The following is a 23,561-nucleotide window of genomic DNA, read 5'->3' on the forward strand; positions in this document are numbered from 1 at the left end:
GCCATCCGCCGCGCCGCCGGTCTGGGCGCGCTGTCGCAGCTGCCCGACCCCGAGTCCTACGACAAGGGCTTCCTGCATTGCGACCTGCTGGTGATCGGTGGCGGCGCGGCCGGCCTCTCCGCCGCGCTGACCGCCGGCCGTGCGGGGGCGAATGTAATCCTTTCCGACGAGGATCTGCGCCTTGGTGGCCGCCTGCTGGCCGAAAGCGATCCGCTGGACGATGCCCCCGCCGCCGACTGGGTGGCCCGGGCCGAGGCAGAGCTGCGCGCCCTGCCCAATGTCCGCGTGATGCCCCGCACCACGGTCTTCGGCGTCTACGATCACGGCGTCTACGGCGCGGTCGAGCAGGTCTCGGACCTGCCCGGCGCAGCGCTGCGCCAGACCCTGTGGCGGATCACCGCGACGCGCGCCGTCATGGCCACCGGCGCCACCGAGCGCCACATCCCCTTCCGCGACAACGACCGCCCCGGCATCCTGCTGGCCGGTGCCATGCGCGCCTATGCCAACCGCTGGGCCGTGGCGCCGGGCGCGGGCAAGGTGGCGATCTTCACCAATAACGACGACGGGCACCGTACGGCGCTGGATCTTCAGGCCAAGGGCGTCGACCTGCTGGGCGTCATCGACAGCCGGACCGGGGCGCGCTCTTTCGGAGACTACCCGATCTTCGCCGGCGGCCGTGTCACCGGCACCTCGGGCCGCAGGGGCCTGCGCGCCATCCGCCTCGCCTGGAACGGCCGCGAGGAAGAGCTGGCCTGCGCCGCCCTCGGCGTCTCGGGCGGGTGGAACCCGAACATCCAGCTGGCCTCGCACCACCGGGGCCGTCCGCAATGGGATGCCACGCGCCTCGCCTTCCTCGCTCATGGTGGACCCGAGGGGCTGATCCCCGCCGGTGCCGCCGCGGGCGAAGGCTCGACGCACCATGCGCTGGCGTCCGGCCACCATGCGGCAGCGGATGCCCTGCACCAGCTCGGCCTGACCGCGCCTGCCCCCGACCTGCCCCGCGCCGAAGACCGTCAGGCCGGCGCCGAGGCCTTCTGGCATGTCCCCGGCAAGGGGCGCGCCTGGGTGGATTTCCAGAACGATGTCACCGTCAAGGACATCAAGCTGGCCCATCAGGAGAACATGCGGTCCGTCGAGCACCTGAAACGCTGGACCACGCTGGGCATGGCGACCGACCAGGGCAAGACCTCGAACGTCACCGCCCTGGCCGTGATGGCCGAGCTGACCGGCCGCAGCATTCCCGAGACGGGCACCACTATCTTCCGCCCGCCCTATACGCCCGTCAGTCTCTCGGTTCTGGGCGGCGGCGATACGGGGGCGCATTTCCGCCCGACCCGCCTGACCCCGACCCATGCCTGGGCCAAGGCGCAAGGCGCGCTGTTCGTCGAGGCCGGCCAGTGGATGCGGGCGCAGTATTTCCCCCAGCCGGGCGAAACCCACTGGCGGCAAAGCGTCGATCGCGAGGTTCTGGCGGTGCGCGCCGGGGTCGGCCTCTGCGATGTGACCACCCTTGGCAAGATCGACGTGCAGGGCGCCGATGCGGGCGAATTCCTCAACCGGATCTACGCCAACATGATGGGCACCCTGGCCGTCGGCAAGGTCCGCTACGGGCTTATGCTGCGCGAGGACGGCCACGCCTATGACGACGGCACCTGCGCCCGGCTGGGCGAGACCCATTACGTCGTCACCACCACCACGGCCAATGCCGGGCTGGTGCTGCGCAACATGGAGTTCGCCCGCCAGTGCCTCTGGCCCGAGCTGGACGTGACGCTGATCTCGACCACCGACGCCTGGGCGCAGATCGCCGTGGCCGGGCCGAACGCCCGCCGCCTGCTGAGCCGCGTCACCGACGGCTTCGACCTCTCGAACGAGGCCTTCCCCTTCATGGCCTGCGCCGAGCTGACGGTGGCGAATGGCTGCCCGGCGCGACTGTTCCGCATCTCGTTCTCGGGCGAGCTGGCCTACGAGATCGCCGTGCCCGCCCGCTACGGCCAGGCGCTGATGGAACGGCTGATGCGCGAGGGCGCCAACCTTGGCGTCACCCCTTACGGGACCGAGGCGCTTTCGGTCCTGCGGATCGAGAAGGGCCATGCCGCCGGGGCCGAGCTGAACGGCCAGACCACGGCGCTGATGCTGGGCCTGGGGCGCATGGTCTCGCAGAAGAAGGACAGCATCGGCGCGGTGATGTCGCGGCGCGAGGGGCTGGCGCAGGACAAGCGGCGGCTGGTCGGGCTGCAGGCGGTGGATCCCGCGCAGCCGCTGCCCGCCGGGTCGCATCTGTTCCGCGAAGGGGCCGCGCGTGACACCGCCTCGGATCAGGGCTGGATCACCTCGGCCTGCTACTCGCCCCATGTCGGCGGCCTCATCGCGCTCGGCTTCCTCGAAGAGGGCGACGCACGGCTGGGCGAAACCGTGATAGCCGCCAACCCGCTGGAAGGAACCGAGGCCGCCTGCCGCGTTGTCCCGGCCCATTTCGTCGACCCCGAAGGAGGACGTCTGCGTGACTGACCTGACCCCCATGGCCGCCCTCGGCGCCACCCCCGCGCAGACCGGTTTCGGGCCGCTGACCCTTTCCGAAGAGGGCGGGCTGGGCCTGATCTCCCTGGCTCTGCCCGTCGGCACCGACCTCGCCGCGATCGATCTGCCCCTGCCGGGCCCCGGTGGCTATCTTGCTGGCGAACCATCCATTTTCTGGATGGGCCCGCAACAGTGGATGGTCGAGACGCGCGCGCCCGGGGCCTCCATGGTGCGGCTTGCCGCCCTGCCCGGTGCCCGTACGACCGAGCAGAGCGATGGCTGGGTCAGCTTCCGCATCACCTCGGAAGCCGGGCCCGCGCCGCTGCTGGACCTCGCGGCGAAGCTGGTCAACCTGCCCGCCGAGCAGATCGCGCCGGGCCGCGCCACGCGCACGCTGCTGCATCATCTCGGCTGCTTCGTGCTGCGCCGCTCCGAGACGGAGATGGCCGTGCTGACCCTGCGCTCGGCGGCGGGCAGCCTGTGGCATGCGCTGACCGAAACCGCTGCACGGCATGCGGCCGGCACCGCGACATAGGGACCGGCGCTCCAGATCCTCTCTGGACAGCTTCGGCGCGGGCTGGTTTCGTACGAACCCGTGAAGTACGGAAGGCGGACGATGGCGGACGAGACCCTGCGCAGCCCGGGCATTTTCGACGGGCACAATGACCTGATCCTTCGGATGATCACCGGCAAGGTGACCGCCGCCGCCCTGCGCGAGGGCACGCTTGGCGGCCACATCGACCTGCCACGTGCCCGCCACGGTGGCCTGGCCGGTGGCTTCTTCGCCATTTTCGTGCCCGGCACCGATGAGAACGCGATCCGGATGGAGGAGTTCTCGAAGCCCGCCTACGACCTGCCCCTGCCGCCGCCGGTCGACCATGCGACCGCGCTGGAGATCACCCGGCAGGGCTTTGCCGCGGCCCGTTCGTTGCAGGCTGAGGGCGTCATCAAGGTCTGCACCGACATCGACAGCCTCGAAGCCGCCCTGCCCGGCCCCGCCATGGCGGCGGTGCTGCACATCGAGGGCGCCGAGGCGATCGGCCCCGACCTCGCAGAGCTGGATGAGTTCCACGCCCTTGGCCTTCGCTCTCTCGGACCGGTCTGGAGCCGCCCGACGATCTTCGGCGACGGCGTGCCCTTCCGCTATCCGTCGGACCCGGATACAGGCCCGGGCCTGACCGAGGCCGGAAAGCGGCTGATCGGGGCCTGCAACCGTCTGAAGATCGTTGTCGACCTGTCGCATCTGAATGCCCGCGGCTTCGATGACGTGGCCCGGCTGAGCGATGCCCCCCTTGTGGCAACCCACTCCAACGCATGGGAAATCTGCCCCCATGCCCGCAACCTCACCGACCGTCAGCTGGCCATGATCGCCGAGAGCGACGGCATGGTGGGCATCAACCTGGCCACGGGCTTCCTGCGGCCCGACGGCCAGATGGCCGCCGACATGTCCCTGGACCTGCTGATCCGGCACCTGGATCACCTGATCTCCCGGCTGGGCGAGGATCGCGTCGGCTTCGGCTCGGATTTCGATGGCGCGATCGTGCCCGAGGTGATCGGCGACTGCGCCGGGCTACCCAACCTGCGCCGCGCCCTGCGAGAGCGTGGCATCAACCAGCGCCTGATGCAGAAGCTTTGCCAGGGCAACTGGATGAGGGTGCTGCGCCGCACCTGGGGAGGCTGAACAGCGCGGGGTGACTCCGGCCGCCAGCCCCGATAGCCCGACTCAGCAGATCCGCGAGCCCCGGCCGGCGTCCGCACCCGGCCAGCCGGCACGCCCGGACACCCCGCTTGCCCCTCCGAGCCGGTAGTCCGGCGGCGGTATCGCGAGCGCTTCCCGGTCGGGGACCGGCGCGCTTTCGGTCCAATGCATCAGAGCCGCCATCGCGCCGGCGGCGTCACCAAGGTGCAGCCTCTCGGAGAGATCGGCCAGCGCCTCGTGGAGACGGGCCGTAGCCAGCTGAGCCTCCTGCGCGCGAAGGATCCTGGGATGCGGCGTCGGCAGCATCTCGGCCGCGATCAGAAGTTCCTCTTCCAGCTTCTCCCCCGGGCGCAGGCCGGTAAACCTGATCTCGATGTCGCCCTCGGGATGATCGGCATCGCGGGGCGTCATCCCGGCCCCTCGGATCATCTGCCGGGCCAGGTCCAGGATCTTCTGGGGCCGGCCCATGTCGAGCACGAAGACCTCGCCACCAATGGCGAAATGCCCTGCCAGCAGGGTCAGCCGCACCGCCTCGGCCGCGCTCATGAAGTAGCGCGTCACCTGGGGATGGGTCACAGTGACCGGCCCGCCGCGCGAGATCTGTTCCGTGAAAAGGGGCACGACCGATCCCGAAGACCCCATGACATTGCCGAAACGCACCATGGCAAAACGGGTGCCGCCGCCACGCGCCGCAAGGTCCTGCACGATCAGCTCGGCCATGCGCTTGGTTGCGCCCATGACCGACACCGGCCGCACTGCCTTGTCGCTCGAGATCAGGATCATCCGCCCGACACCGGCCCGCGCTGCCGCCTCTGCCAGCACCTGCGTCCCCAGGACGTTGTTGCGGATCCCTTCAAGCGGGTTCAGCTGGACCAGCGGCACATGCTTGTAGGCCGCCGCGTGGAAGATCACCTGGACGCGCTGCTGCGCCAGAAGGCGGGCAATCAGGCCGGCGTCGCAGACCGACCCCAGCACCGGAAGCACCTGCACCGGGGCGTCCTCGAGTTCACGCGCAATCTCATAGAGCGCCAGTTCCGAGTGGTCCAGCAGAACAAGGCCGCGCGGTCGCAGGCGAGACAGCTGGCGGGACAGCTCCGCCCCGATCGAGCCGCCGGCGCCGGTGACAAGGATCACCTGGCCGACATAGCTTTCGCCGCCCTCTGGCAGGTTATGGTCAAGCCCGGCGCGCCCCAGCAGGGTCGCCATGTCCGGACGGTCCGCGCCCCTGCCCCAGAGCCGGGCGGCAAAACCGGGCAGGGTTTCGACATCGCATCCGGCCCCGGCAAGGGCTTGCCGAGCAGCAGCCTGCGCCGCAGGAGGCAGCGCCAGCACGACAAGGTCGACACGCAACCGCGCGACCAGCGCAACCGCGCGCGCAGGTGGATGAACCGGCACACCGGCAAGACGCTTGCCCTGCATGCGCAGGTCCTGGTCAACGAAGCCCTGCACGCGCAACGCCTCATCCCCCGAGAGCGCCGCCGCAAGCTGCTGCCCGGCACGTCCGGCGCCCCAGATCAACACCCGCTGCGGTCGTCGCGCCAGGGCATGGGCCCTAAGAGCCAGGTGCAGCAGCAACAGCCGCCCCGCAATTGACGACGCCGCAAAAAGCGTGGCGAAGACAAGGCCCTGCGCCCCTGTCAGCAGGCCAACCGCCACCATGGGCGACAGGAGCAGCGCAAGGAGCAGGCCTTGGTTCAGGCTTCGGGGAATGTTCTGCTGCCGATAGGTTCGCAGCTTCATGCGGTGCAGCCCCAGCACGGCCCCCAGACCGACACCGGCGACCGTGAGCAGCATGGAAAGCCAAAGGGGCATTTCACCGGGCAACGTCAGGGAGACCAAGGTCGTCGCCAGCTGCGCCGCCACGCCGTCGACCAGCAGCAGGATCATGGCTTTGCGACGCGGGCCAAGATCGGTCAGCCCCTCTGCCAGGGGACGCGGGGTCATCGTCGCCTCCGCCGGTCGGGCAGGAAGGTCATGAGGATCAGATGCAGGTCCAGCCAGAGCGTGCGCCGGCGGGCATAAAGCAGATCCAGCCGGGCCTTTGCCGGGATGCAGCGCGTTGAATAGGTCCGTTCGGTCTCTTCGGCGCTGCGACAGGGGGCGAGAAGGGTTTCCTCGCGATGACGGAAGTGCACGGTCGCCATGCCGGTCAGCCCTGGACGAGAGCGCAGCACAGCTGCGTAGAGGCGCGGATGAGCCTCGACATATCGGCGCAGCGGCGGACGTGGCCCGACGACCGAGATATCGCCGTTCAGCAGGTTCCAGAGCTGGGGCAATTCATCCAGGCGGAGCCGACGCAAGTGTCCCCCCAACCGCGTGATGCGCCTGGCCTTGTCGCCCCCGGAAACACCGCGATCGGTGGGGTCCGGGCGCATGGTACGGAACTTCCAAAGGGTGAAAGGCTGATCCGGCGCGCGCATGCGTTCGGCACGGTAGAGAATCGGCGGACCGTCACACAGGCGAACCGCCAGCGCCACCAGAAGCAGCAGTGGCCAGAGCAGAGCCACCCCGGCAAGGGCCAGCAGCAGGTCGAAGGCGCGCTTTCCGGTGCTCATCAGGCAGGCTCCCTCGCGCGACGCCATTGGGAGATCAGTCCCTCGGCCGAGCCGCTACGCGCCAGCGCGCCGCAGATGCCCTGCATCCGCGCAGGATCCAGCGCCAGGACGGGAAGCGCCGAGGGCGGTGCCGGACGCCAGCGCAGGGGCACACCGGCGGCACGTATCAGATCTTCCATCGCGACGGGCTGCGGGCCGGTGGCATTGACGCAATCCGGCAGATCCCGGACGGGACAGGTTGCAAGCCGCGCCAGCAGGCGTAGCAAATCCTCGGCCCCGATATAGGATCGCCGGGGGCCCGAACCGTCGTCGAATCGGTCAAGCACCACGGGACCGCCTTTCGCAATCGCCTCGAAAAGCTGATCCGCCCCGGCCAGGTTGCCCAGACGGACCACCGTGCTGCGCGGTGCCATCCCTGGCCGCTGCGCATGCCAGGTGGCGATTGCTGCCTCCATATGCTGCTTGGCCACCCCATAGGGCCCGAGCGGTGCCAGCCCCATGTCTTCTGCCGCAGGGGCGCAGTGCAGACCGGCCTGGACGGCACCGCTGGACAGGTGGATCACCCGCTGCGCCCCCACACGGCGCGCAAGATGAAGTGCAGCCCGGGCCAGCACCGCATTCTGCGCCAGTTGCTCGGGCGACCCCGACGTCACCCCCCAGAGCGCCAGGATGACCCGCGCCGAGAGGCCGCGTGGCAACGGTCGCCCCGGCTGCCATTTCAGCACATCCGCGCCGCCGTCCCCGCTGCGCTGCTGCCAAAGGATACGCGGCCGCCCCATGGGCGCGAACCCCGCCCGCAGCCGGGGAGAGCCGGCGAGCACGCCCCGCAGCAGGCGCCCCGCGCGCCCCGAACTGCCCAGCACAAGTAGATCCGCCGCAACCATCCGCCGTCCCGTCCTGCAATTTCCCGCAGACTGGCCGCAACTGGTTAAAGTTCCATTTGTGTTCCCAGAAAAACCGCGCTCCTCGGAAGAAACCGGACAATCGTGCCTGTTAAGCTTCCCGCAAGATCCTGCCGCTACACCTGATATCGGGTGAGTTACAGAGGTGGTGGAGATGAGCGGGCAGAGCAATGCCGCGCCAATCATCATCAAGAAGGTGAAGAAGGGCGGCGGCGACGGGCATCATGGCGGTGCCTGGAAGGTGGCCTACGCCGACTTCGTGACGGCCATGATGGCCTTCTTCCTTCTGATGTGGTTGTTGAACGCGACGACGGAAAAGCAGCGCAAGGGGATCGCGGATTACTTCTCTCCGACGATTCCGCTGAACCGGGTCTCCGGCGGCGGCGATGGTGCCTTCGGCGGCGAAAGCACCTTTTCCGAGATCGCCCTGCCGCAGGTCGGCACCGGCGCGACCTCGCTCAATCCGACCCCGCAGGACAAATCGTCCGGGCGCGAGGCGCAGCAGTCCGAGGACGCCGAGGCCCGCCAGCTTGAAGAGATCGAGAAGATCCTGCGCGGCCAGACCGGCGAAAGCGACGTCCACCCCGAGATGCTCCGCCACATCGTGACGCGGGTCACCGACGAAGGCCTGGTGATCGAGCTCTTTGAAACGGACGAGGCCGCCCTTTATCGTGGCGAGACCGCCGAACCGACCGCCCTGCTGGAACAACTGGCCGCGATGCTGGTGCGCGTGACCTCTCTGGTCACCAACGAGATGGCGATCGAGGGGCATGTCCATGCCCGCCCGGTGGTGCTGAACGACAATCCGGTCTGGGATCTCTCGACTCAGCGCGCCGCTGAGATGCGCAAGCTCATGCTGCGGCAGGGTCTGCCCGGAAACCGCGTGGCGCGGATCACCGGCCATGCGGATCGGGAGCTGGCAGACCGCAACCCCATGTCAGCACGCAACAATCGGCTCGAGATCATCCTGCTGAGGCGCAACCGCTAGCCCCAGTTTTTGGCCGCAAGTGCTGAGGATTTTAGATGTTAGCGGCATTTTAAGCCGGCGCCCTTAGCTGTTGCTGCGACGAAAAGGTCGATGCAGCAGAAAGGCGTATTCATGACAATTTCCTCGTCCCTCAATGCGGGCGTTGCCGGTCTCCAGACCAATGCCACCCGCCTTGCGGCCATTGCCGACAACATCGCGAATTCCTCCACCTATGGCTACAAGCGGGTCGCCACCGACTTCAGCTCTCTTGTGCTGAGTGAAAGCGGCGCCGGCTATACCGCCGGTGGGGTGCGCGCGACGACCCAGCGGATGATCGACCAGCGGCGCTCGATCGTGCCGACGGACAACCCGACCGACCTGGCGGTGCGTGAACGCGGGATGCTGCCGGTGGCCAACGGGGCCGAGGTGGCCGCGACCGGCACCTTCGAACAGATGCTGTTGACCAGCACCGGATCCTTCCGCACCGACGAAGACGGATACCTGCGCACCGATACCGGGCTGATCCTGCTGGGCTGGAAGGCCAACTCCGATGGCTCTATCCCCGCCGTGGCACGGGAAACCTCGACCGGTCTGGTGCCGGTGCAGATCGACCCCTCGGCCTACTCCGGCAATCCCACGACCGAGATCGGCATGGGCATCAACCTGCCCGCGACAGAGACCGAGGACACCGCCTCGGGCGATCCGCTGTCGGTGACGATCGAGTACTACGATAACCTCGGCAAGCCCGAGACGCTGACCGTCACCTTCACGCCCGATGTCGCCGGCCCCGGCGCCTCGAACTCCTGGCTGATGGAGATCACCGACAGCGCCCTCGGCACGCTGGTCGGGGAATATACCCTCGACTTCAACGATACCCGCACCGAGGGGGGCACGCTGGACGCGGTGACCCTCGGCTCGGCCGGCACCGCCTACAGCGCCGCCACCGGCAAGGTGACGGTCACCGTCGCCTCGGGCCCGATCGAGATCGACCTGGGGATGCTGGACGCAAGCGGCGGGCTGTCACAGCTTGGTGACAAGTTCGCCCCGACCGGCATCACCAAGGATGGCTCTGCCGTCTCCAACATTACCGGGGTCGAGGTCGATGCCAACGGCTACGTGCGCGCCTACTTCGAGAGTGGCGCGGCGCAGATCCTCTACCAGGTGCCGCTGGCCGACGTGGTCAATGTCAACGGCATGCGCTCGATGGACTACCAGACCTACATGCCGACGCCGGAAAGTGGCGGCTTCTACCTCTGGGATGCCGGCGACGGTCCGACCGGCGACATCGTGGCCTATGCGCGCGAGGAATCCGGCACTGATGTCGCCGGAGAGCTGACCGACATGATCCGCACCCAGCGCGCCTATTCCTCCAACGCCAAGGTCTTCCAGACCGTCGACGAGATGTTGCAGGAAACCACGAATATCAAGCGCTGACAAAGGCTTGATCCACGGCGGCGCAGGAGGCGCCGCCACATGATCCCCGCTGTCCAGAAAGGTCCGCCGCATGAGCCTCTCCGGTGCCCTGTCCAATGCCCTCTCGGGCCTGACCGCCTCAGCGCGGCATTCATCGGTCGTCGCCTCGAACATCTCGAACGCCATGACAGAAGGCTATGCCCGCCGCACCCAGGAGGTGCACGCCCGCGCCTCCGGCACCTGGGGCGGGGTCGAGATCGGCGGCGTCACCCGCCATGTCGACCGGGGCCTGGTCGCAGATACCCGCGACGCCAACTCCGCCATGCAGCACGCCGATGCCGTGACGGTCTTCCAGCGCCGCATGGAAGATCTGCTGGGCACGCCCGAGGACGGCAGCTCGCTGTCGGGGCGGCTGACCACCTTCGAAAGCGCCATGATCGCGGCGGCGTCGCGCCCCGACCTGACGGAACGTCTGACGACCGTGCTCTATGCCGCCGAGGATGTCGCCAAGACAATCAAGGATATCGGTGACGGCATCCAGCAGATCCGCCAGGACGCGGATACCGAGATCGCGACCGCCACGACCCGGATGAATACCCTGCTGGAAGAGATGCGCAGCCTGAACGAGGGGATCAACCGGGCACGGCTGACCGGCGGCAACTCGGCACCGCTGGAAGATCATCGCCAGGCCGCCCTGGACGAGCTGTCCGACTACATCCCGATCATCGAGGTGGCGCGGGACAATGGCCAGATCGCGCTGTTCTCCGCCGGCGGGGCAATCCTGCTGGATGGAAACTCTGCCGTGGAATTCGGCTTCAGCCGCACAACGACGATCACCGCCAACATGACCCAGTCGGCCAGCCTGCTGTCCGGGCTGACGATCAACGGCGTGGCCGTGGACACCGCCGATGACCGCAGCCCGATTGCCGGCGGCCGGCTTGCGGCACTCTTCGAAGTGCGCGACGAGCTGGCCGAAGGGGCCCAGGCCCGCATCGACTCGGTCGCCCGCGACCTGGTGGAACGGTTCCAGGACCCGACTCTGGATCCCACCCTGCTGGCCGGGGACGCGGGGCTGTTCACCGACAATGGCGCGGCCTTCGCCGCCACCAACGAGGTCGGCTTGGCCTCACGGCTGACGATCAACGCCGCCGTCGACCCGGACCAGGGCGGCGCGACCTGGCGGCTGCGCGACGGTCTCAACGCCACCGTCCAGGGGCCGGTCTCGGACGCCACGCTGCTGCAGGACATGCTGGCCGCCCTGAACGAGAAGCGCACACCGGCCTCCGGGCCCTTCACCACCTCGGGGATCTCGGCCCCCAACCTTGCCTCGTCGATCATGTCCCTCACCGGGACCGAAAGAAACCTTTCGGAACAAAGCCTTGCCTTCGCCACCACCCGCGAGGCCGAGCTGAAGGCGCGACTGCTGTCGGACGGGGTGGACACCGACGAAGAGATGCAGCGCCTGCTGCTGATCGAACAGACCTACGCCGCCAACGCCCGGCTGGTGCAAACTGTCGAGGATCTTCTCGACATCCTGATGAGGATCTGAGCCATGCCCGCCATCACCATCGGAGATCTCGCCCAAAGCTTCATGCTGCGCCAGCAGAACACCGACCTGAAGAGCCGGATGAACCAGCTCAGCCAGGAGCTTGCCTCGGGTCGCACGGCAGATGTCGCCCGCCACCTCTCGGGCAGCTACTCCTATCTCGCGGACGTGCAGCGCAACCTGACGCTGCTCGACAGCTACGATGCCGCCACCGGTGAGGCGATCCTGTTCACCCAGACCATGCAGGACGTGCTGGACCGCTTCCAGACCCTCTCGACCAACATAGGCTCGGCGGCACTGACAGCGGCGGGGTCCTTCCTCGACGAAGCCGTCGTCAGCGCCTCGACCCGGGCGACGGAAGACCTGGAAAGCATGGTGAACGCCATCAACTCCACCGTCGCCGGGCGGGCGCTCTGCTCGGGCATCGACAGCGATACCGCGCCCCTGGTCTCGCATGAGGACATCCTGGCAGACCTGCGCACGGCGCTGGCGGGCCAGACCACGCTGGCGGGCGTGCAGGGCGTGCTCGACACATGGTTCGACCCCGGCGGAGGCTTCGACACGGTGGCCTACCAGGGCTCGGCGACCTCGCTGCAACCCTTCGTCCTGGGCGAGGGAGAGACCGTCGACCTCGACCTGCGCGGCGACGACGAGGCCTTCCGCAGCATGCTGAAATACGCCTCCATGGCCGCGCTGACGGCGGATCAGACACTGGGCTTCGACAGCGACCTGCAGGCCGAGATGATCAAGGCCGCCGGCGAGGGGCTGTCCTTCCGACAGGAGCGCCTGGTGCAGATCCGCGCCGACCTCGGCTATGCGCAGACCCGCGCCGAGGAAAGCTCGGCCCGCATCGTGTCCGAACGCGCCGGCTATCGGATCGCCCAGTCCGAGCTTCTCGCGGTCGATCCCTACGATACCGCGACGCAGCTGGAAGACGTGCAGTTCCAGCTGGAGGCGCTCTACGCGATGACGGTCAAGCTGGCACGGCTTTCGCTGACGGACTACCTGTGATGCTGGGCCGGATCCTCATTTGCCTCGCGCTGCTGTTGCCCCAAGCCGCGGTCTCCGGGCCGATCCGCATCAAGGACCTGGTGGAATTCGACGGCGTGCGTGGCAATGACCTTGTGGGCTACGGCCTCGTGGTCGGGCTGAACGGCACGGGCGACGGGATCCGCAATGCGCCCTTCACCGAAGAGATCATGTCCAACATCCTCGAGAGGCTCGGCGTGAACGTGACCGGGGAGCAATTCCGCCCCAAGAACGTGGCCGCCGTCTTTGCCACGGCCGAGTTGCCGCCATTCTCGCGTGCCGGGGGAACGATCGACGTGACCGTTTCGGCGATCGGCGATGCATCATCGCTGCTCGGCGGCACGCTGATCATGACGCCGCTGAACGCCGCGGACGGTCAGATCTATGCGGTGGCTCAGGGCACGATCATCGCCGGCGGCGCGGCGGCTCAGGGCGACGCGGCGCAGGTGGTGCAGGGGGTCCCGACGGCGGGCGTCATCCCCTCGGGGGCCCGGGTCGAACGCGAGGTCGACTTCGAACTCTCGGCGCTTTCCTCGCTGCGCCTCGCGCTGCGCGAGCCGGATTTCACCACCGCAGGGCGGATCGAACAGGCCATCAACGAAGACTTCGCCAGCCCGGTCGCCCGCATGCTGGATGCCGGCACGGTGCGGCTGGACATCGTGGCAACCGGGCTGGCCTCGCCGGCTCATGCGCTTGGCCGGGTCGAGAATATCCTGGTCGAGCCCGAGCAAAAGGCGCGGGTGGTCGTGGACCAGCGCTCGGGCACCATCGTGATGGGAGAGGACGTGCGGATCAGCCGCGTCGCGGTCAGCCAGGGCAACCTGACCCTGCGGATCGAAGAGGATCCGGCCGTGGTCCAGCCCAACCCCTTTGCCGAGGGCGAGACGGTGGTGGTCCCACGCACCAATGCCGAGATCATCGAGGAACCCGGCATCGGGCTGGCCGAGATCCGCGAGGGCACCTCGCTCTCCGAGGTGGTCGCCGGACTGAACGCCCTTGGCGTGGCGCCGCGCGACATGATCGACATCCTTAAGAGCATCAAGGCAGCGGGTGCGCTGCATGCGGAGTTCATTGTCCGATAGGGCGAAAGCAGCGAAGGTGGGTTGCACCCACCCTACACTTTCCGCCCCCTCAGCCCGATATCGCGACGGCCCCTGCCATGTCGGGCGATGACCGAACCCCCGAGTGCCCAATGCCAGGACCACCCGGTCAGGTCAGACCAAGCCGGATGGGCCCGCACCGGGACGGTCGGTGCCAAAGCGGCTGCACCCGGGCGACCGATGTCTTGAATGCCGAAGCCGGGGCAGGCGTCCAGGGGACGCATCTCCGGGGCGCGCGACGAGACGAGGCCGGGCGTAGGGTGGGTGACAACCCACCGTCCCCCGGCCTCGAAGATGGTTCGGCGCGATCAGAAGGTCTGGTCGTAGTCGCCCACGGCGGGCTCGGTCCGGATCACCCCGTCGATCTCCTTGAAGATCGCGCGCAGCTCTTCCTCGCTGTCGGAGCTTTCGCAGACCACCACCAGGTTCGGCGTGTTCGACGAGGCCCGCACCAGCCCCCAGGAGCCATTGTCCAGGATCACCCGGGCGCCGTTCACCGTGACGACCTCCTTCACCGCGCGCCCGGCGAAGGTCTCGCCGGCTTCGGCCTTGGCGACCAGCTTCTGCACGATACGCTCGAGGATGTCGTATTTCTCTTCATCCGCCGCATAGGGCGACATGGTCGGGGTCGAATAGGTGACAGGCAGATCCTTGCGCAGGTCCGACATCGACTTGTCGGGGTTGCGATCCATCAGCTTGCAGATCTCGACTGCCACCCGCATGCCATCGTCATAGCCGCGCCCGATATCCCCGGCGAGGAAGTAGTGCCCAGACTTCTCGAAGCCCGCCAGGGCGCCCAGCTCATGCACGCGGCGCTTCATGTGGCTGTGGCCGGTCTTCCAGTAGTCGGCCACCGCACCGCCCTCGATCAGCTCGGGGTCGGCAGCAAAGAGGCCGGTGGATTTCACATCCGCCACGAAGGTCGACCCGGGGTAGAGCTTGATCAGGTCGCGCGCCATGATGACACCGACCTTGTCGGCGAAGATCTCTTCGCCCTCGTCATCGACCACGCCGCAGCGGTCGCCGTCGCCATCGAAGCCAAGCGCGAAGTCGGCGCCGGAGGCCTTCACCGAAGCCGCCATGTCATGCAGCATCTCCATGGCCTCGGGGTTGGGGTTGTAGTTGGGGAAGGTGTAATCCAGCTCGTTGTGCGAAGGCACGATCTCGACGCCGAGGCGCTCGAAGACTGCCGGGCCGAAGGCCGCCGCGGTGCCGTTGCCGGTGGCACAGACCACCTTCAGCTTGCGGCTCATCCTGAAATCACCGACCAGGTCGTCGAGATAGGCTTCGTAGACACCATCCACGCGCTCGACCTTGCCGCCCTCGCGGGCCTGGCCAAGACCGTTCAGCACGATGTCGCGCAGCTCTGCCATCTCGTCGGGGCCATGGGTCAGGGGCATTTCGAAGCCCATCTTCACGCCGGTCCAGCCGTTCGGGTTGTGCGAGGCGGTCACCATGGCCACCGCGCAGCCGCCCAGGTGGAACGAGCTGAAATAGGCCATGGGGGTAATGCAGGGGCCGATGTCCTTGACGGTGATCCCCGCCTGCACCAGCCCGAGGATCAGCGCGTTCTTGATCGCCAGCGAGTAATCCCGGTAGTCGTTGCCGACGGCGATCACCGGCTCGACCCCGCGCTTGAACATCTGGGTGCCCAGGCCCAGGCCCAGGGCGGTCATGCCCGGCAGGTTGATCTCGTCAGGGTATTTCCAGCGGGCATCGTATTCGCGGAAGCCCGTCGGCTTGATCATCGGGTCCCGGAGAAATTCCCAGGTGTTCGGAGAGACGGTGGAAAGCGGTTTGGTCATGGCCCAAGTCATCCATCTGAAAAGCAATACGGAGTGGTCAGGGACTTTGGTAGCCGTAGCGCAAAGCCGTAGCAACGACCTTCCCGCGCCGTGAGAGCTTTGTTACCGAAACGTAAAATCTCAGGCGAAAGACCGCCGGGAATGAAGGCAGAGCGCCGGCTTCGTCCCGGTCCGCGGGTTGGACAGGCGGCATGGCCTTGCCTATAGCTGTGAACAGACAATCAGGCGCGGGGCGGACACCGCGCCACGGGGACAGAGACAGGACGCAGCATGGCAGGCAAGCTCTTCGGCACCGACGGGGTGCGCGGACAGGCGAACAAGTGGCCGATGACGGCGGATGTGGCGCTTCAGCTCGCCGCCGCCGCGGGCCGGCACTTCCGCACCGACAAGCAAGAGCACCGGGTGGTGATCGGCAAGGACACGCGGCTGTCCGGCTACATGCTGGAAAACGCGCTGACCGCCGGCTTCACCTCGACCGGCATGAACGTCTTCCTGCTGGGCCCGGTGCCGACGCCCGCGATCGGCTACCTGACACGCAGCCTCCGCGCCGATGTCGGGGTGATGATCTCGGCCAGCCACAACCCGGCGGCGGACAATGGCATCAAGTTCTTCGGCCCCGACGGCTTCAAGCTGTCCGACGATGACGAGGCCGCCATCGAGGCGCTGATGGAAACCGGCGTGCCCCCGGCGCAGCCGCAGAACATCGGCCGCGCCAAGCGCTACGAGGACGCGCGCGGGCGCTACGTCGAATACGCCAAGGCCACCCTGCCCCGCCGCACCCGGCTGGACGGGCTGCGCGTGGTGCTGGACTGCGCCAATGGCGCCGCCTATCGCACCGCCCCCGCCGTGCTCTGGGAGCTGGGCGCCGAAGTCTTCCCGATGGGCGTCGAGCCGAACGGCTTCAACATCAACGAGGACTGCGGCAGCACCCATCCCGAACAGGCTGCGCGCCGGGTGCGCGAGACCCGCGCCGACCTGGGCATCTGCCTGGACGGTGACGCCGACCGGGTGATCCTGATCGACGAGACCGGCCGCGTGGCCGATGGCGACCAGATCATGGGGCTGATCGCCTCGCGCTGGAAGGACGAGGGCAAGCTGGCCGGCGACAGCCTTGTGGCGACGGTGATGTCGAACCTCGGGCTTGAGCGGTTCCTGGAAGGCCGCGGCATCGGGCTGGAGCGTACCTCGGTCGGCGACCGCTACGTGGTCGAGCGGATGCAGGCGGGAGGCTTCAACCTGGGCGGCGAACAGTCGGGCCATATCGTCATGACCGACCATTCCACCACCGGCGACGGGCTGCTGGCGGCGCTGCAGTTCCTCTCGGCCATGGTGGAAACCGGCAAGCCGGCCAGCGAATTGTCCAGTGTTTTCGAGCCTGTCCCGCAGAAGCTGGTCAACGTCCGCTATGCCGAGGGCAAGGCTCCGCTGGAGACCGAACAGGTGCAGGAGGCCATCGCCGAGGGCGAGAAGACCCTGGGCAAGGCCGGGCGCCTGCTGATCCGCAAGTCGGGCACCGAACCCCTGATCCGCGTCATGGGCGAGGCCGAGGACATGGCCAAGCTGGACAGCGTACTGGCCAAGATCGTCGCCGAGGTCCGCGCCGTCGCCAACTAGGGCAACGCCCAGTCCGCCCCGGCGGCTGTCGCTCAGACGGGCGCCGTGACCGCGCGGGCCTGCCAGAGGCGACGGGCTTCGGCCTCGGGCTGGGCAAACCCCAGCGTGTCGAGCGCAAGCGCGGCGGTGCCCAGCACCACGGCCTCGGCGAGAGTGTCCTGCCATTCCCCGGACCAGAGCTGCGCCAGCCGCGTCTGGCTTTCCCAGCCCTGGTTCAGCTTCTGCGTCTCGGGCAGGATCTCGGGCGCGCTGCCGTCGAAGGCGGCGCCGTCGCGCAGGCCGAAGAGGGCCGTGGCCTTGGTCGGGTTACGCTCGAACTCGCCGCCGCCGCCCTTGATCACGGTCAGCGCCTGCTGGCCCAGCAGCTTGCCCGCATCGGCCTGAAGTTCCCGGTAGGGTGGGTGGAACACCCCCTGGACCGAGGCCGGGGCCTTCGCCGGGTTCAGCACCCGCAGCACCGTGTTGACGCAGCTGCGCACCCCCAGCTTGTCGCGCAGGCGCAGCAGATCCAGCAGCGCGGGCTGGAAGGCTTCCAGCGACAGATAGGCGATGCCCTGCGCCTCCAGCAGCTCTCCGGCCTCTGAGACCGAGCCCGCCATGGGGATGCCGACCAGCGGCAGCGCGCCCCGGACCGAGGCCGCCGCCTGCATGTGGTGTTCGGAATTCCACCCGTGAATCAAGACCTTGTGCCCGGCAGAGGCGACCAGTCGGGCCGAGAGCAGGAAGAACGGCAGCCCCCGCGTGCGCCCGGCGGCATAGCTGGGCCAGTCAAGCGCGGGCCGGGGGATCTGCGGCAGCGTCTCGCGCGCGGCCTCGGCGAAACCGGCGATTTCCTCGGCCACCTCGCCCTTCATGCGCAGGAGGGTCAGGATCGCGCCGATGGCTTCGGGGTCGCCTTCACCGTCCAGGATGATGCGCATGGCCTCGCGGGCCTCGTCCAGCGTGAAGGAGCGCGACCGCCCCTGCCCACGGGCCAGGATACGGGAATAGGGGGCCAGTTTCATTCCGCCGCCTCGCGCGGGGCCAGCCGCGCCAGCAGGTCGGCCAGCTCGGGCCGGCAGGAGCCGCAGTTGGTGCCCGCGCCGAGCGCCTCGCCGATGGCCTCGACCGAGACCAGCCTCTGGTCCTCGATGGCGTTCAGGATCGTGTTCACCCCGATGCCGAAGCAGGAACACAGCACCGGGCCGGGGTCGGGCTGATCGGCACCGGCGCGGCCCGACAGCACCATGGGCGCATCGGTGCCCGGCAGGGCCGAAAGGTAGTCGCGCATCACGGCAACGGGTTCGGGGGCGGCGAAGAAGGCGGCACGCAGCCGGCCCTCTTCGACAAAGGCGGCGCGGAAGGTGCCGCGGGCGGGATCGCTGACGATCTGCATGTTGCCTCCGTCGATCTGGAACAGGTCTCTAGCGTAGACCTCCCAGTCGTCGGGGCAAGAGGCATGGGCGATTTCCGCCCGCCAGCCCTGCGCCGTCTTCGCCCGCGCCCAGTAGTCGGCGCGGGGGGTGAAGCCCCTGTCACTGATGGCAAATCCGTAGAACCCGGCCTGCCAGCGGGCGACCTGCGCCACGGCCGCCTTGCTTTCGGGCTGCCCCGACACCGGGTCCACCACCGGCGCCACCAGCGCGTCGATCCGGCCCGAGGGCGCGGTTTCGCCGGTCCAGTGCATGGGGGCGAAGATGTCGCCGGGGCGGATCTTCTCGGTCAGGAGGGCGCGCAGGATGGCGCGGCCATGGGGCGATGTGACCTCGACCAGATCGGAGGGAGAGATGCCGCGCGCGGCTGCGTCGGACGGATGGATCTCAAGGAAGGGTTCCGCAAGGTGGGCCGACAGCTTCGCCGAGCGCCCCGAGCGGGTCATCGTGTGCCACTGGTCGCGGATGCGCCCGGTGTTGAGGCGGAAGGGGTGTTCCGCCGTCGTCTGCGCCACCGGGCCGCGCGGCGTGACCGGCAGCATGCGTCCCTTGCCCGAGGGGGTAAAGAAACGCCCGTCACCGAAGAAGCGCCCGCCCTGCCGGGCGCCGGCGACGGGCCAGCGGGTGGGAGACAGGGTTTCGTACCCGGCATCCGAGATGTCGGAGAGGCCGGAGATGTCGAAATCCAGCCCGAAGCCCCCGGCGATGCCGGAAAGCGCGGCGTATTCGCGGAAGATCTCGGCCGGGCCGGCATAGTCGAAGGCCGCGCCCCAGCCCATGCGGGCGGCGAAGCCGGTCAGGTGCTGCCAGTCGGGGCGGGCCTCGCCCGGCGCCTCCAGCACCTTGCGCTGGCGGCTGATGGTGCGGTCGGAATTGGTAACGGTGCCCGATTTCTCGGCCCAGCCGGTGGCGGGCAGCAGCAGGTCGGCGAGGCGCGCGGTATCCGTCGCGCCGGTGATGTCCGACACCACCACGAAATCACAGCCCGCGATGGCCTCGCGCACGCGGTCGGCATCCGGCAGGGTCACTGCCGGGTTGGTGTGCATGATCCACAGCGCCTTGATGCGCCCCTCGCCCACGGCGCGGAACATGTCCACGGCCTTCAGCCCCGGCGTGTCGGCGATGGTGGGGGCATCCCAGAAGCCACGCACGGCGCTGCGGTGGTCGGCGTTTTCCAGATCCATGTGGCAGGCCAGCATGTTGGCCAGCCCGCCGACCTCGCGCCCGCCCATGGCATTGGGCTGGCCGGTGACGCTGAACGGCCCCGCGCCGGGCTGCCCGATCCGCCCCGTGGCAAGGTGGCAATTGAGGATCGCGTTCACCTTGTCGGCCCCGGCAGTGCTTTGGTTGACCCCCTGCGAATAGACGGTGACCACCTTCTCGGTGCCGATCCAGAGATCGTAGAAGGCGCGCAGATCGGCGGCTTCGATCCCCGTCGCGGTCAGGTCAGAGGCGCGGGCCACGGCCACGGCGGCCTCGAAGCCCTCGACATGAGAGAGGAACCCGGCATCCGCCGCGCCCGCGCGGTCGATGGCCGCCAGCAGCCCGTTGAACAGCGCCACGTCGCCGCCGGGGGCCACGGGCAGGTGCAGGTCGGCAATATCGCAGGTGGCGGTGCGGCGTGGGTCGATGACCACGACGCGCAGATGCGGGCGGGCCTTCTTCGCCGCGACGAGGCGCTGGTAAAGCACCGGGTGGCACCAAGCCAGGTTCGAGCCTGTCAGCACCACCAGGTCGGCCTCTTCCAGGTCCTCGTAGGTGCCGGGCACGGTGTCGGTGCCGAAGGCGCGCTTGTGGCCCGCCACCGACGACGCCATGCAAAGCCTTGAATTCGTGTCGACATTCGCCGACCCGATGAAGCCCTTCATCAGCTTGTTGGCGACGTAGTAATCCTCGGTCAGCAATTGACCCGAGACGTAGAAGGCCACCGCGTCCGGGCCGTGCCCGTCGATCACGGCCCGGAACTTCTGCGCCGCCAGATCCAGCGCCCTGTCCCAGCTGACCCTCTCGCCCCGCAGCATCGGGTAGAGCAGCCGGTCCTCCATCCCCAGCGTCTCGCCCAGGTTTGTGCCCTTGGAACACAGGCGACCGAAGTTCGCCGGATGCTCGGTATCTCCGCGCACCGAAAGACCGCCCTGCCCGTCCGGGCCAAGCAGCACGCCGCAACCGACCCCGCAATAGGCGCAGGTCGAGCGGATCTCGGAGGCGGAGACATCCTTCATCAGGCGGCGCTCCTCTTGCCGACGGCGACGGCGTCCAGCATCAGCCGGCCCTCTTCCAGGCGGATCGGATAGGTGGCGATGCGGCCCTCGTCAGCACCCTGTGCCTCGCCCGTCTCAAGCGAGAACACCCAGTTGTGCAGCGGGCAGGTGACCTTGCGGCCATGCACGATGCCATCCGACAGCGGCCCGCCCTTGTGCGGGCAGCTGTTGGAAGCGGCAAAGACCTCGGCCTCGGCGGTGCGGAAGATGGCGATGCAGCCGACGGGTGTCTTGACCATCCGCGCGCCCCGCAGGGGCACGTCGTCGATATGTCCGATGTCGATCCAGCTCATTCCGCGGCCTCCAGGGTGATGTCGGCAAGGGGCTGGTACTGATCGGCGCGACGTTCGGCGTGATCGGCCCAGGGGTCCTTGCGGTAGACGGATTGCGAGATTTCAAAGCGCTCGTTCAGGGCGGCGCGCTCGGCGTCATCCGACAGACGCTCCTTCACCCAGTCGAGCCCCACCTTGGCGACCCATTTGTAGGGCCGGTCCAGGTACTTGGCGTGTTCGCGGTAAAGCTGGACGAAGGCGGCGGTCCATTCGATGGCCTCTTCTTCCGTCTTCACGTCGACGAGGCGCTCGGTTTCCTTCACGTCCATGCCAGCGGCACCGGCGACGCCCACCTGGAAGCCGCTGTCGACGCAGACGATGCCCACGTCCTTGCAGGTCGCCTCGGCGCAGTTGCGCGGGCAGCCCGAGACACCCAGCTTCACCTTGTGCGGCGTCCACGACCCCCACAGCTTCTGTTCCAGCTTGATGCCAAGCCCGGTGCTGTCCTGGGTGCCGAAGCGGCAGTGGTCCTTGCCCACGCATGTCTTCACCGTGCGCAGACCCTTGGAATAGGCATGACCCGAGACCATGCCCGCCTGGTTCAGATCGTACCAGATCGCCGGCAGATCCTCCTTCTTCACACCCAGAAGGTCGATACGTTGGCCGCCGGTCACCTTTACCGTGGGAACCTTGTACTTGTCGGCGGCGTCCGCAATGGCGCGCAGCTCGTCGGGGGTGGTGATGCCACCCCACATGCGCGGCATCACCGAGAAGGTCCCGTCCTTCTGGATGTTGGCGTGGTTGCGCTCGTTCACGAAGCGCGACTGCAGGTCGTCCTGGTACTCCAGCGGCCAATCCGCCAGCAGGTAGTAGTTCACCGCCGGGCGGCAGACATGGCAGCCGTTCGGGGTGGTCCAGCCCAGCTCCTGCCAGACGGCGGGCTGGGATTTCAGTTCCTGCGCCTTGATCAACCGGCGCACGTCCTCATGCGTCAGGTCGGTGCAGCCGCAGACCGATTGCGCGGCGGGCAGGACGAAGTCATCGCCCAGCGTGGCGGCCATGACCTGTTCCACCAGACCCGTGCAGGTCCCGCAGGAGGCCGAGGCCTTGGTCGTAGCCTTGATATCGGCGAGGCTGCCTGCCCCGTCCTTGATAGCCTGGACGATCTGTCCCTTGCATACGCCGTTGCAGCCGCAGATCTCCGCGTCATCCGGTAAGGCTGCAACGGCTGCCAAAGGGTCCCCTGCGGCCCCCCCCTGGAAAGCCGGTCCGAAGATCAGGGTGTCGCGCATCTCGGCGACGCTTTCACCTTCCTTGATCAGGCCGAAGAACCAGCTGCCATCGGCGGTGTCGCCGTACATCACCGCGCCGATCAGGCGATTGTCCTTCAGAACCAGTCGCTTGTAGACGCCGCGTGCGGGATCACGGAAGACGATGTCCTCGCGGTCCTCGCCCTCGGCGAAGTCACCGGCGCTGAACAGGTCGCAGCCCGTCACCTTCAGCTTGGTCGAGACCTCTTTCTGCACGAAGGTGGCAGGCTTGCCCGACAGCGTCGCGGCGGCCACCTTGGCCTGCTCGTAAAGCGGCGCGACGAGGCCGAAGATGGCGCCGTTGTGCTCGACGCATTCGCCGACCGACAGGATATGCGCGTCCGAGGTGACCATCTGGTCGTCGACATGGATGCCCTTGTCCACGGCCAGCCCGGCCTGCTGGCCAAGCGCCACGTTGGGGCGGATGCCGACGGCCATGACCAGCAGGTCGCAGGGCAGCACGGTGCCATTGTCCAGCTCCAGCCCGGTCACATGGCCGTTTGCGCCAAGGATCTGCTTGGAGTTGGTCGAGCACAGCACCTTGATGCCCCGGCCCACCAGTTCCTTGCGCAGCAGGTAGCCCGCGGCCTCGTCCAGCTGGCGTTCCATCAGGTGGCCCATCAGGTGAACGACCGTCACGTCGACACCGCGCGCATGAAGGCCGGCGGCAGCTTCCAGTCCAAGGAGGCCGCCGCCGATCACCACCGCTTTCGCAGCCTGTTGCTCTCCCAGGGCGATCATGCGGTTGGTGTCTTCCAGATCCCGGTAGGCGATGACGCCGTCCAGGTCGTGCCCCGGAAGGGGGATGATGAAGGGGTTCGAGCCGGTGGCGATGACCAGCTTGTCGTAGGGCAGGACATCGCCGGTCTCGGTCATCACGCGGCGGTTGGCGCGGTCGATCTCGGCCACCTTCTCGCCGAAGCGGCAGGTGACGCCGTGCTCTTCGTACCAGGCATCGTCATGGGTGACGATCTCCTCGTAGGTCTTCTCGCCCGAGAGGACGGGGGACAGCATGAGGCGGTTATAGTTGCCGCGCGGCTCGGCGTTGAACAGGGTGACATCCCAGTCCTCGCCCTGGTCCAGCAGATGCTCCAGCATCCGGCCCGAGGCCATGCCAGCCCCGATGACGATCAGCTTTCTGGTCATTTCGATCTCCTTG

Annotated in this window: 17 protein-coding genes; 9 read left to right on the plus strand and 8 right to left on the minus strand. The window is 68.0% G+C overall.

Annotation, left to right across the window (positions count from 1 at the left end; genetic code table 11):
* From OS124_RS0119235 to OS124_RS0119245, 3 genes are all read left to right on the plus strand, one after another.
* Positions 1-2,508 (plus strand): glycine cleavage T C-terminal barrel domain-containing protein (locus OS124_RS0119235; protein ID WP_010141545.1); only part of this gene is annotated, 2,508 nt, incomplete at its 5' end.
* A complete protein-coding gene (locus OS124_RS0119240) occupies positions 2,501-3,052 on the plus strand; it encodes a sarcosine oxidase subunit gamma (protein WP_010141546.1) in 552 nt (183 codons plus the stop codon). The genes OS124_RS0119235 and OS124_RS0119240, both read left to right, overlap by 8 nt.
* Positions 3,053-3,133: 81 nt before the next feature.
* The gene (locus tag OS124_RS0119245) at positions 3,134-4,198 is read left to right on the plus strand and encodes a dipeptidase (RefSeq protein ID WP_010141548.1); all 1,065 of its coding nucleotides are present in this window, start codon (positions 3,134-3,136) and stop codon (positions 4,196-4,198) included.
* Positions 4,199-4,240: 42 nt separating this feature from the next.
* On the opposite strand, the gene OS124_RS25280 is transcribed toward OS124_RS0119245, so the two are convergent.
* Genes OS124_RS25280 through OS124_RS25285 form a run of 3 tightly spaced genes read right to left on the minus strand, consistent with a single transcriptional unit; the run spans position 4,241 to position 7,655 of the window.
* Positions 4,241-6,160 (minus strand): polysaccharide biosynthesis protein, encoded by a 1,920-nt coding sequence (locus OS124_RS25280; protein WP_010141549.1) that lies wholly within the window; start codon positions 6,158-6,160, stop codon positions 4,241-4,243.
* A complete protein-coding gene (locus tag OS124_RS0119255) occupies positions 6,157-6,771 on the minus strand; it encodes a sugar transferase (protein WP_040607592.1) in 615 nt (204 codons plus the stop codon). The genes OS124_RS25280 and OS124_RS0119255 overlap by 4 nt, the downstream gene beginning before the upstream one ends.
* Positions 6,771-7,655 (minus strand): NAD-dependent epimerase/dehydratase family protein, encoded by an 885-nt coding sequence (locus tag OS124_RS25285; protein ID WP_010141551.1) that lies wholly within the window; start codon positions 7,653-7,655, stop codon positions 6,771-6,773. Before OS124_RS25285 ends, OS124_RS0119255 begins: the two co-directional genes overlap by 1 nt.
* Positions 7,656-7,827: 172 nt before the next feature.
* On the opposite strand from OS124_RS25285, the gene OS124_RS0119265 reads away from it, so the two are divergent.
* The 5 genes from OS124_RS0119265 to OS124_RS0119285 all read left to right on the plus strand — a co-directional run bounded on the left by OS124_RS0119265 (position 7,828) and on the right by OS124_RS0119285 (position 13,710).
* Positions 7,828-8,661, plus strand: coding sequence for an OmpA/MotB family protein (locus tag OS124_RS0119265; RefSeq protein ID WP_010141552.1), 834 nt, complete (start codon positions 7,828-7,830; stop codon positions 8,659-8,661).
* Between the two features lie 111 nt (positions 8,662-8,772).
* Positions 8,773-10,074, plus strand: coding sequence for a flagellar hook protein FlgE (locus OS124_RS0119270; RefSeq protein ID WP_029375583.1), 1,302 nt, complete (start codon positions 8,773-8,775; stop codon positions 10,072-10,074).
* A 70-nt stretch (positions 10,075-10,144) separates the two neighbouring features.
* Positions 10,145-11,602: a flagellar hook-associated protein FlgK gene (gene flgK, locus OS124_RS0119275; protein WP_010141554.1), complete on the plus strand. Its 1,458-nt coding sequence runs from the start codon at positions 10,145-10,147 to the stop codon at positions 11,600-11,602.
* A 3-nt stretch (positions 11,603-11,605) separates the two neighbouring features.
* Positions 11,606-12,610 carry a flagellin gene (locus OS124_RS0119280; protein WP_010141555.1) on the plus strand — a complete coding sequence of 335 codons (1,005 nt, stop codon included), beginning with the start codon at positions 11,606-11,608 and terminating at the stop codon, positions 12,608-12,610.
* Complete coding sequence (locus OS124_RS0119285) at positions 12,610-13,710, plus strand: flagellar basal body P-ring protein FlgI (protein ID WP_010141556.1); 1,101 nt, start codon at positions 12,610-12,612, stop codon at positions 13,708-13,710. Before OS124_RS0119280 ends, OS124_RS0119285 begins: the two co-directional genes overlap by 1 nt.
* Positions 13,711-14,036: 326 nt before the next feature.
* Here OS124_RS0119285 and OS124_RS0119290 read toward each other — a convergent pair whose 3' ends face one another.
* Positions 14,037-15,533 carry a phosphomannomutase/phosphoglucomutase gene (locus tag OS124_RS0119290; protein ID WP_010141557.1) on the minus strand — a complete coding sequence of 499 codons (1,497 nt, stop codon included), beginning with the start codon at positions 15,531-15,533 and terminating at the stop codon, positions 14,037-14,039.
* Between the two features lie 270 nt (positions 15,534-15,803).
* Here OS124_RS0119290 and glmM point away from each other — a divergent pair, with 270 nt between their 5' ends.
* Entirely contained in the window at positions 15,804-17,147 is a 1,344-nt protein-coding gene (glmM, locus tag OS124_RS0119295) for a phosphoglucosamine mutase (protein ID WP_010141558.1), read from the plus strand.
* Positions 17,148-17,179: 32 nt separating this feature from the next.
* Here glmM and OS124_RS0119300 read toward each other — a convergent pair whose 3' ends face one another.
* From OS124_RS0119300 to nirB, 4 genes are read right to left on the minus strand one after another with little or no spacing between them, the layout of a single operon-like run.
* A complete protein-coding gene (locus OS124_RS0119300; RefSeq protein WP_010141559.1) occupies positions 17,180-18,151 on the minus strand; it encodes a glycosyl transferase family protein in 972 nt (323 codons plus the stop codon).
* Positions 18,148-20,781 (minus strand): nitrate reductase, encoded by a 2,634-nt coding sequence (locus tag OS124_RS0119305; protein WP_010141560.1) that lies wholly within the window; start codon positions 20,779-20,781, stop codon positions 18,148-18,150. The genes OS124_RS0119300 and OS124_RS0119305 overlap by 4 nt, the downstream gene beginning before the upstream one ends.
* Positions 20,781-21,113 (minus strand): nitrite reductase small subunit NirD, encoded by a 333-nt coding sequence (gene nirD / locus OS124_RS0119310; protein WP_010141561.1) that lies wholly within the window; start codon positions 21,111-21,113, stop codon positions 20,781-20,783. Before nirD ends, OS124_RS0119305 begins: the two co-directional genes overlap by 1 nt.
* Positions 21,110-23,548 (minus strand): nitrite reductase large subunit NirB, encoded by a 2,439-nt coding sequence (nirB, locus tag OS124_RS0119315; RefSeq protein ID WP_010141563.1) that lies wholly within the window; start codon positions 23,546-23,548, stop codon positions 21,110-21,112. The genes nirD and nirB overlap by 4 nt, the downstream gene beginning before the upstream one ends.
* Positions 23,549-23,561: the final 13 nt, after the last annotated feature.

The organism is Oceanicola sp. S124 (assembly GCF_000220565.1).
Lineage (GTDB): Bacteria > Pseudomonadota > Alphaproteobacteria > Rhodobacterales > Rhodobacteraceae > Pseudooceanicola.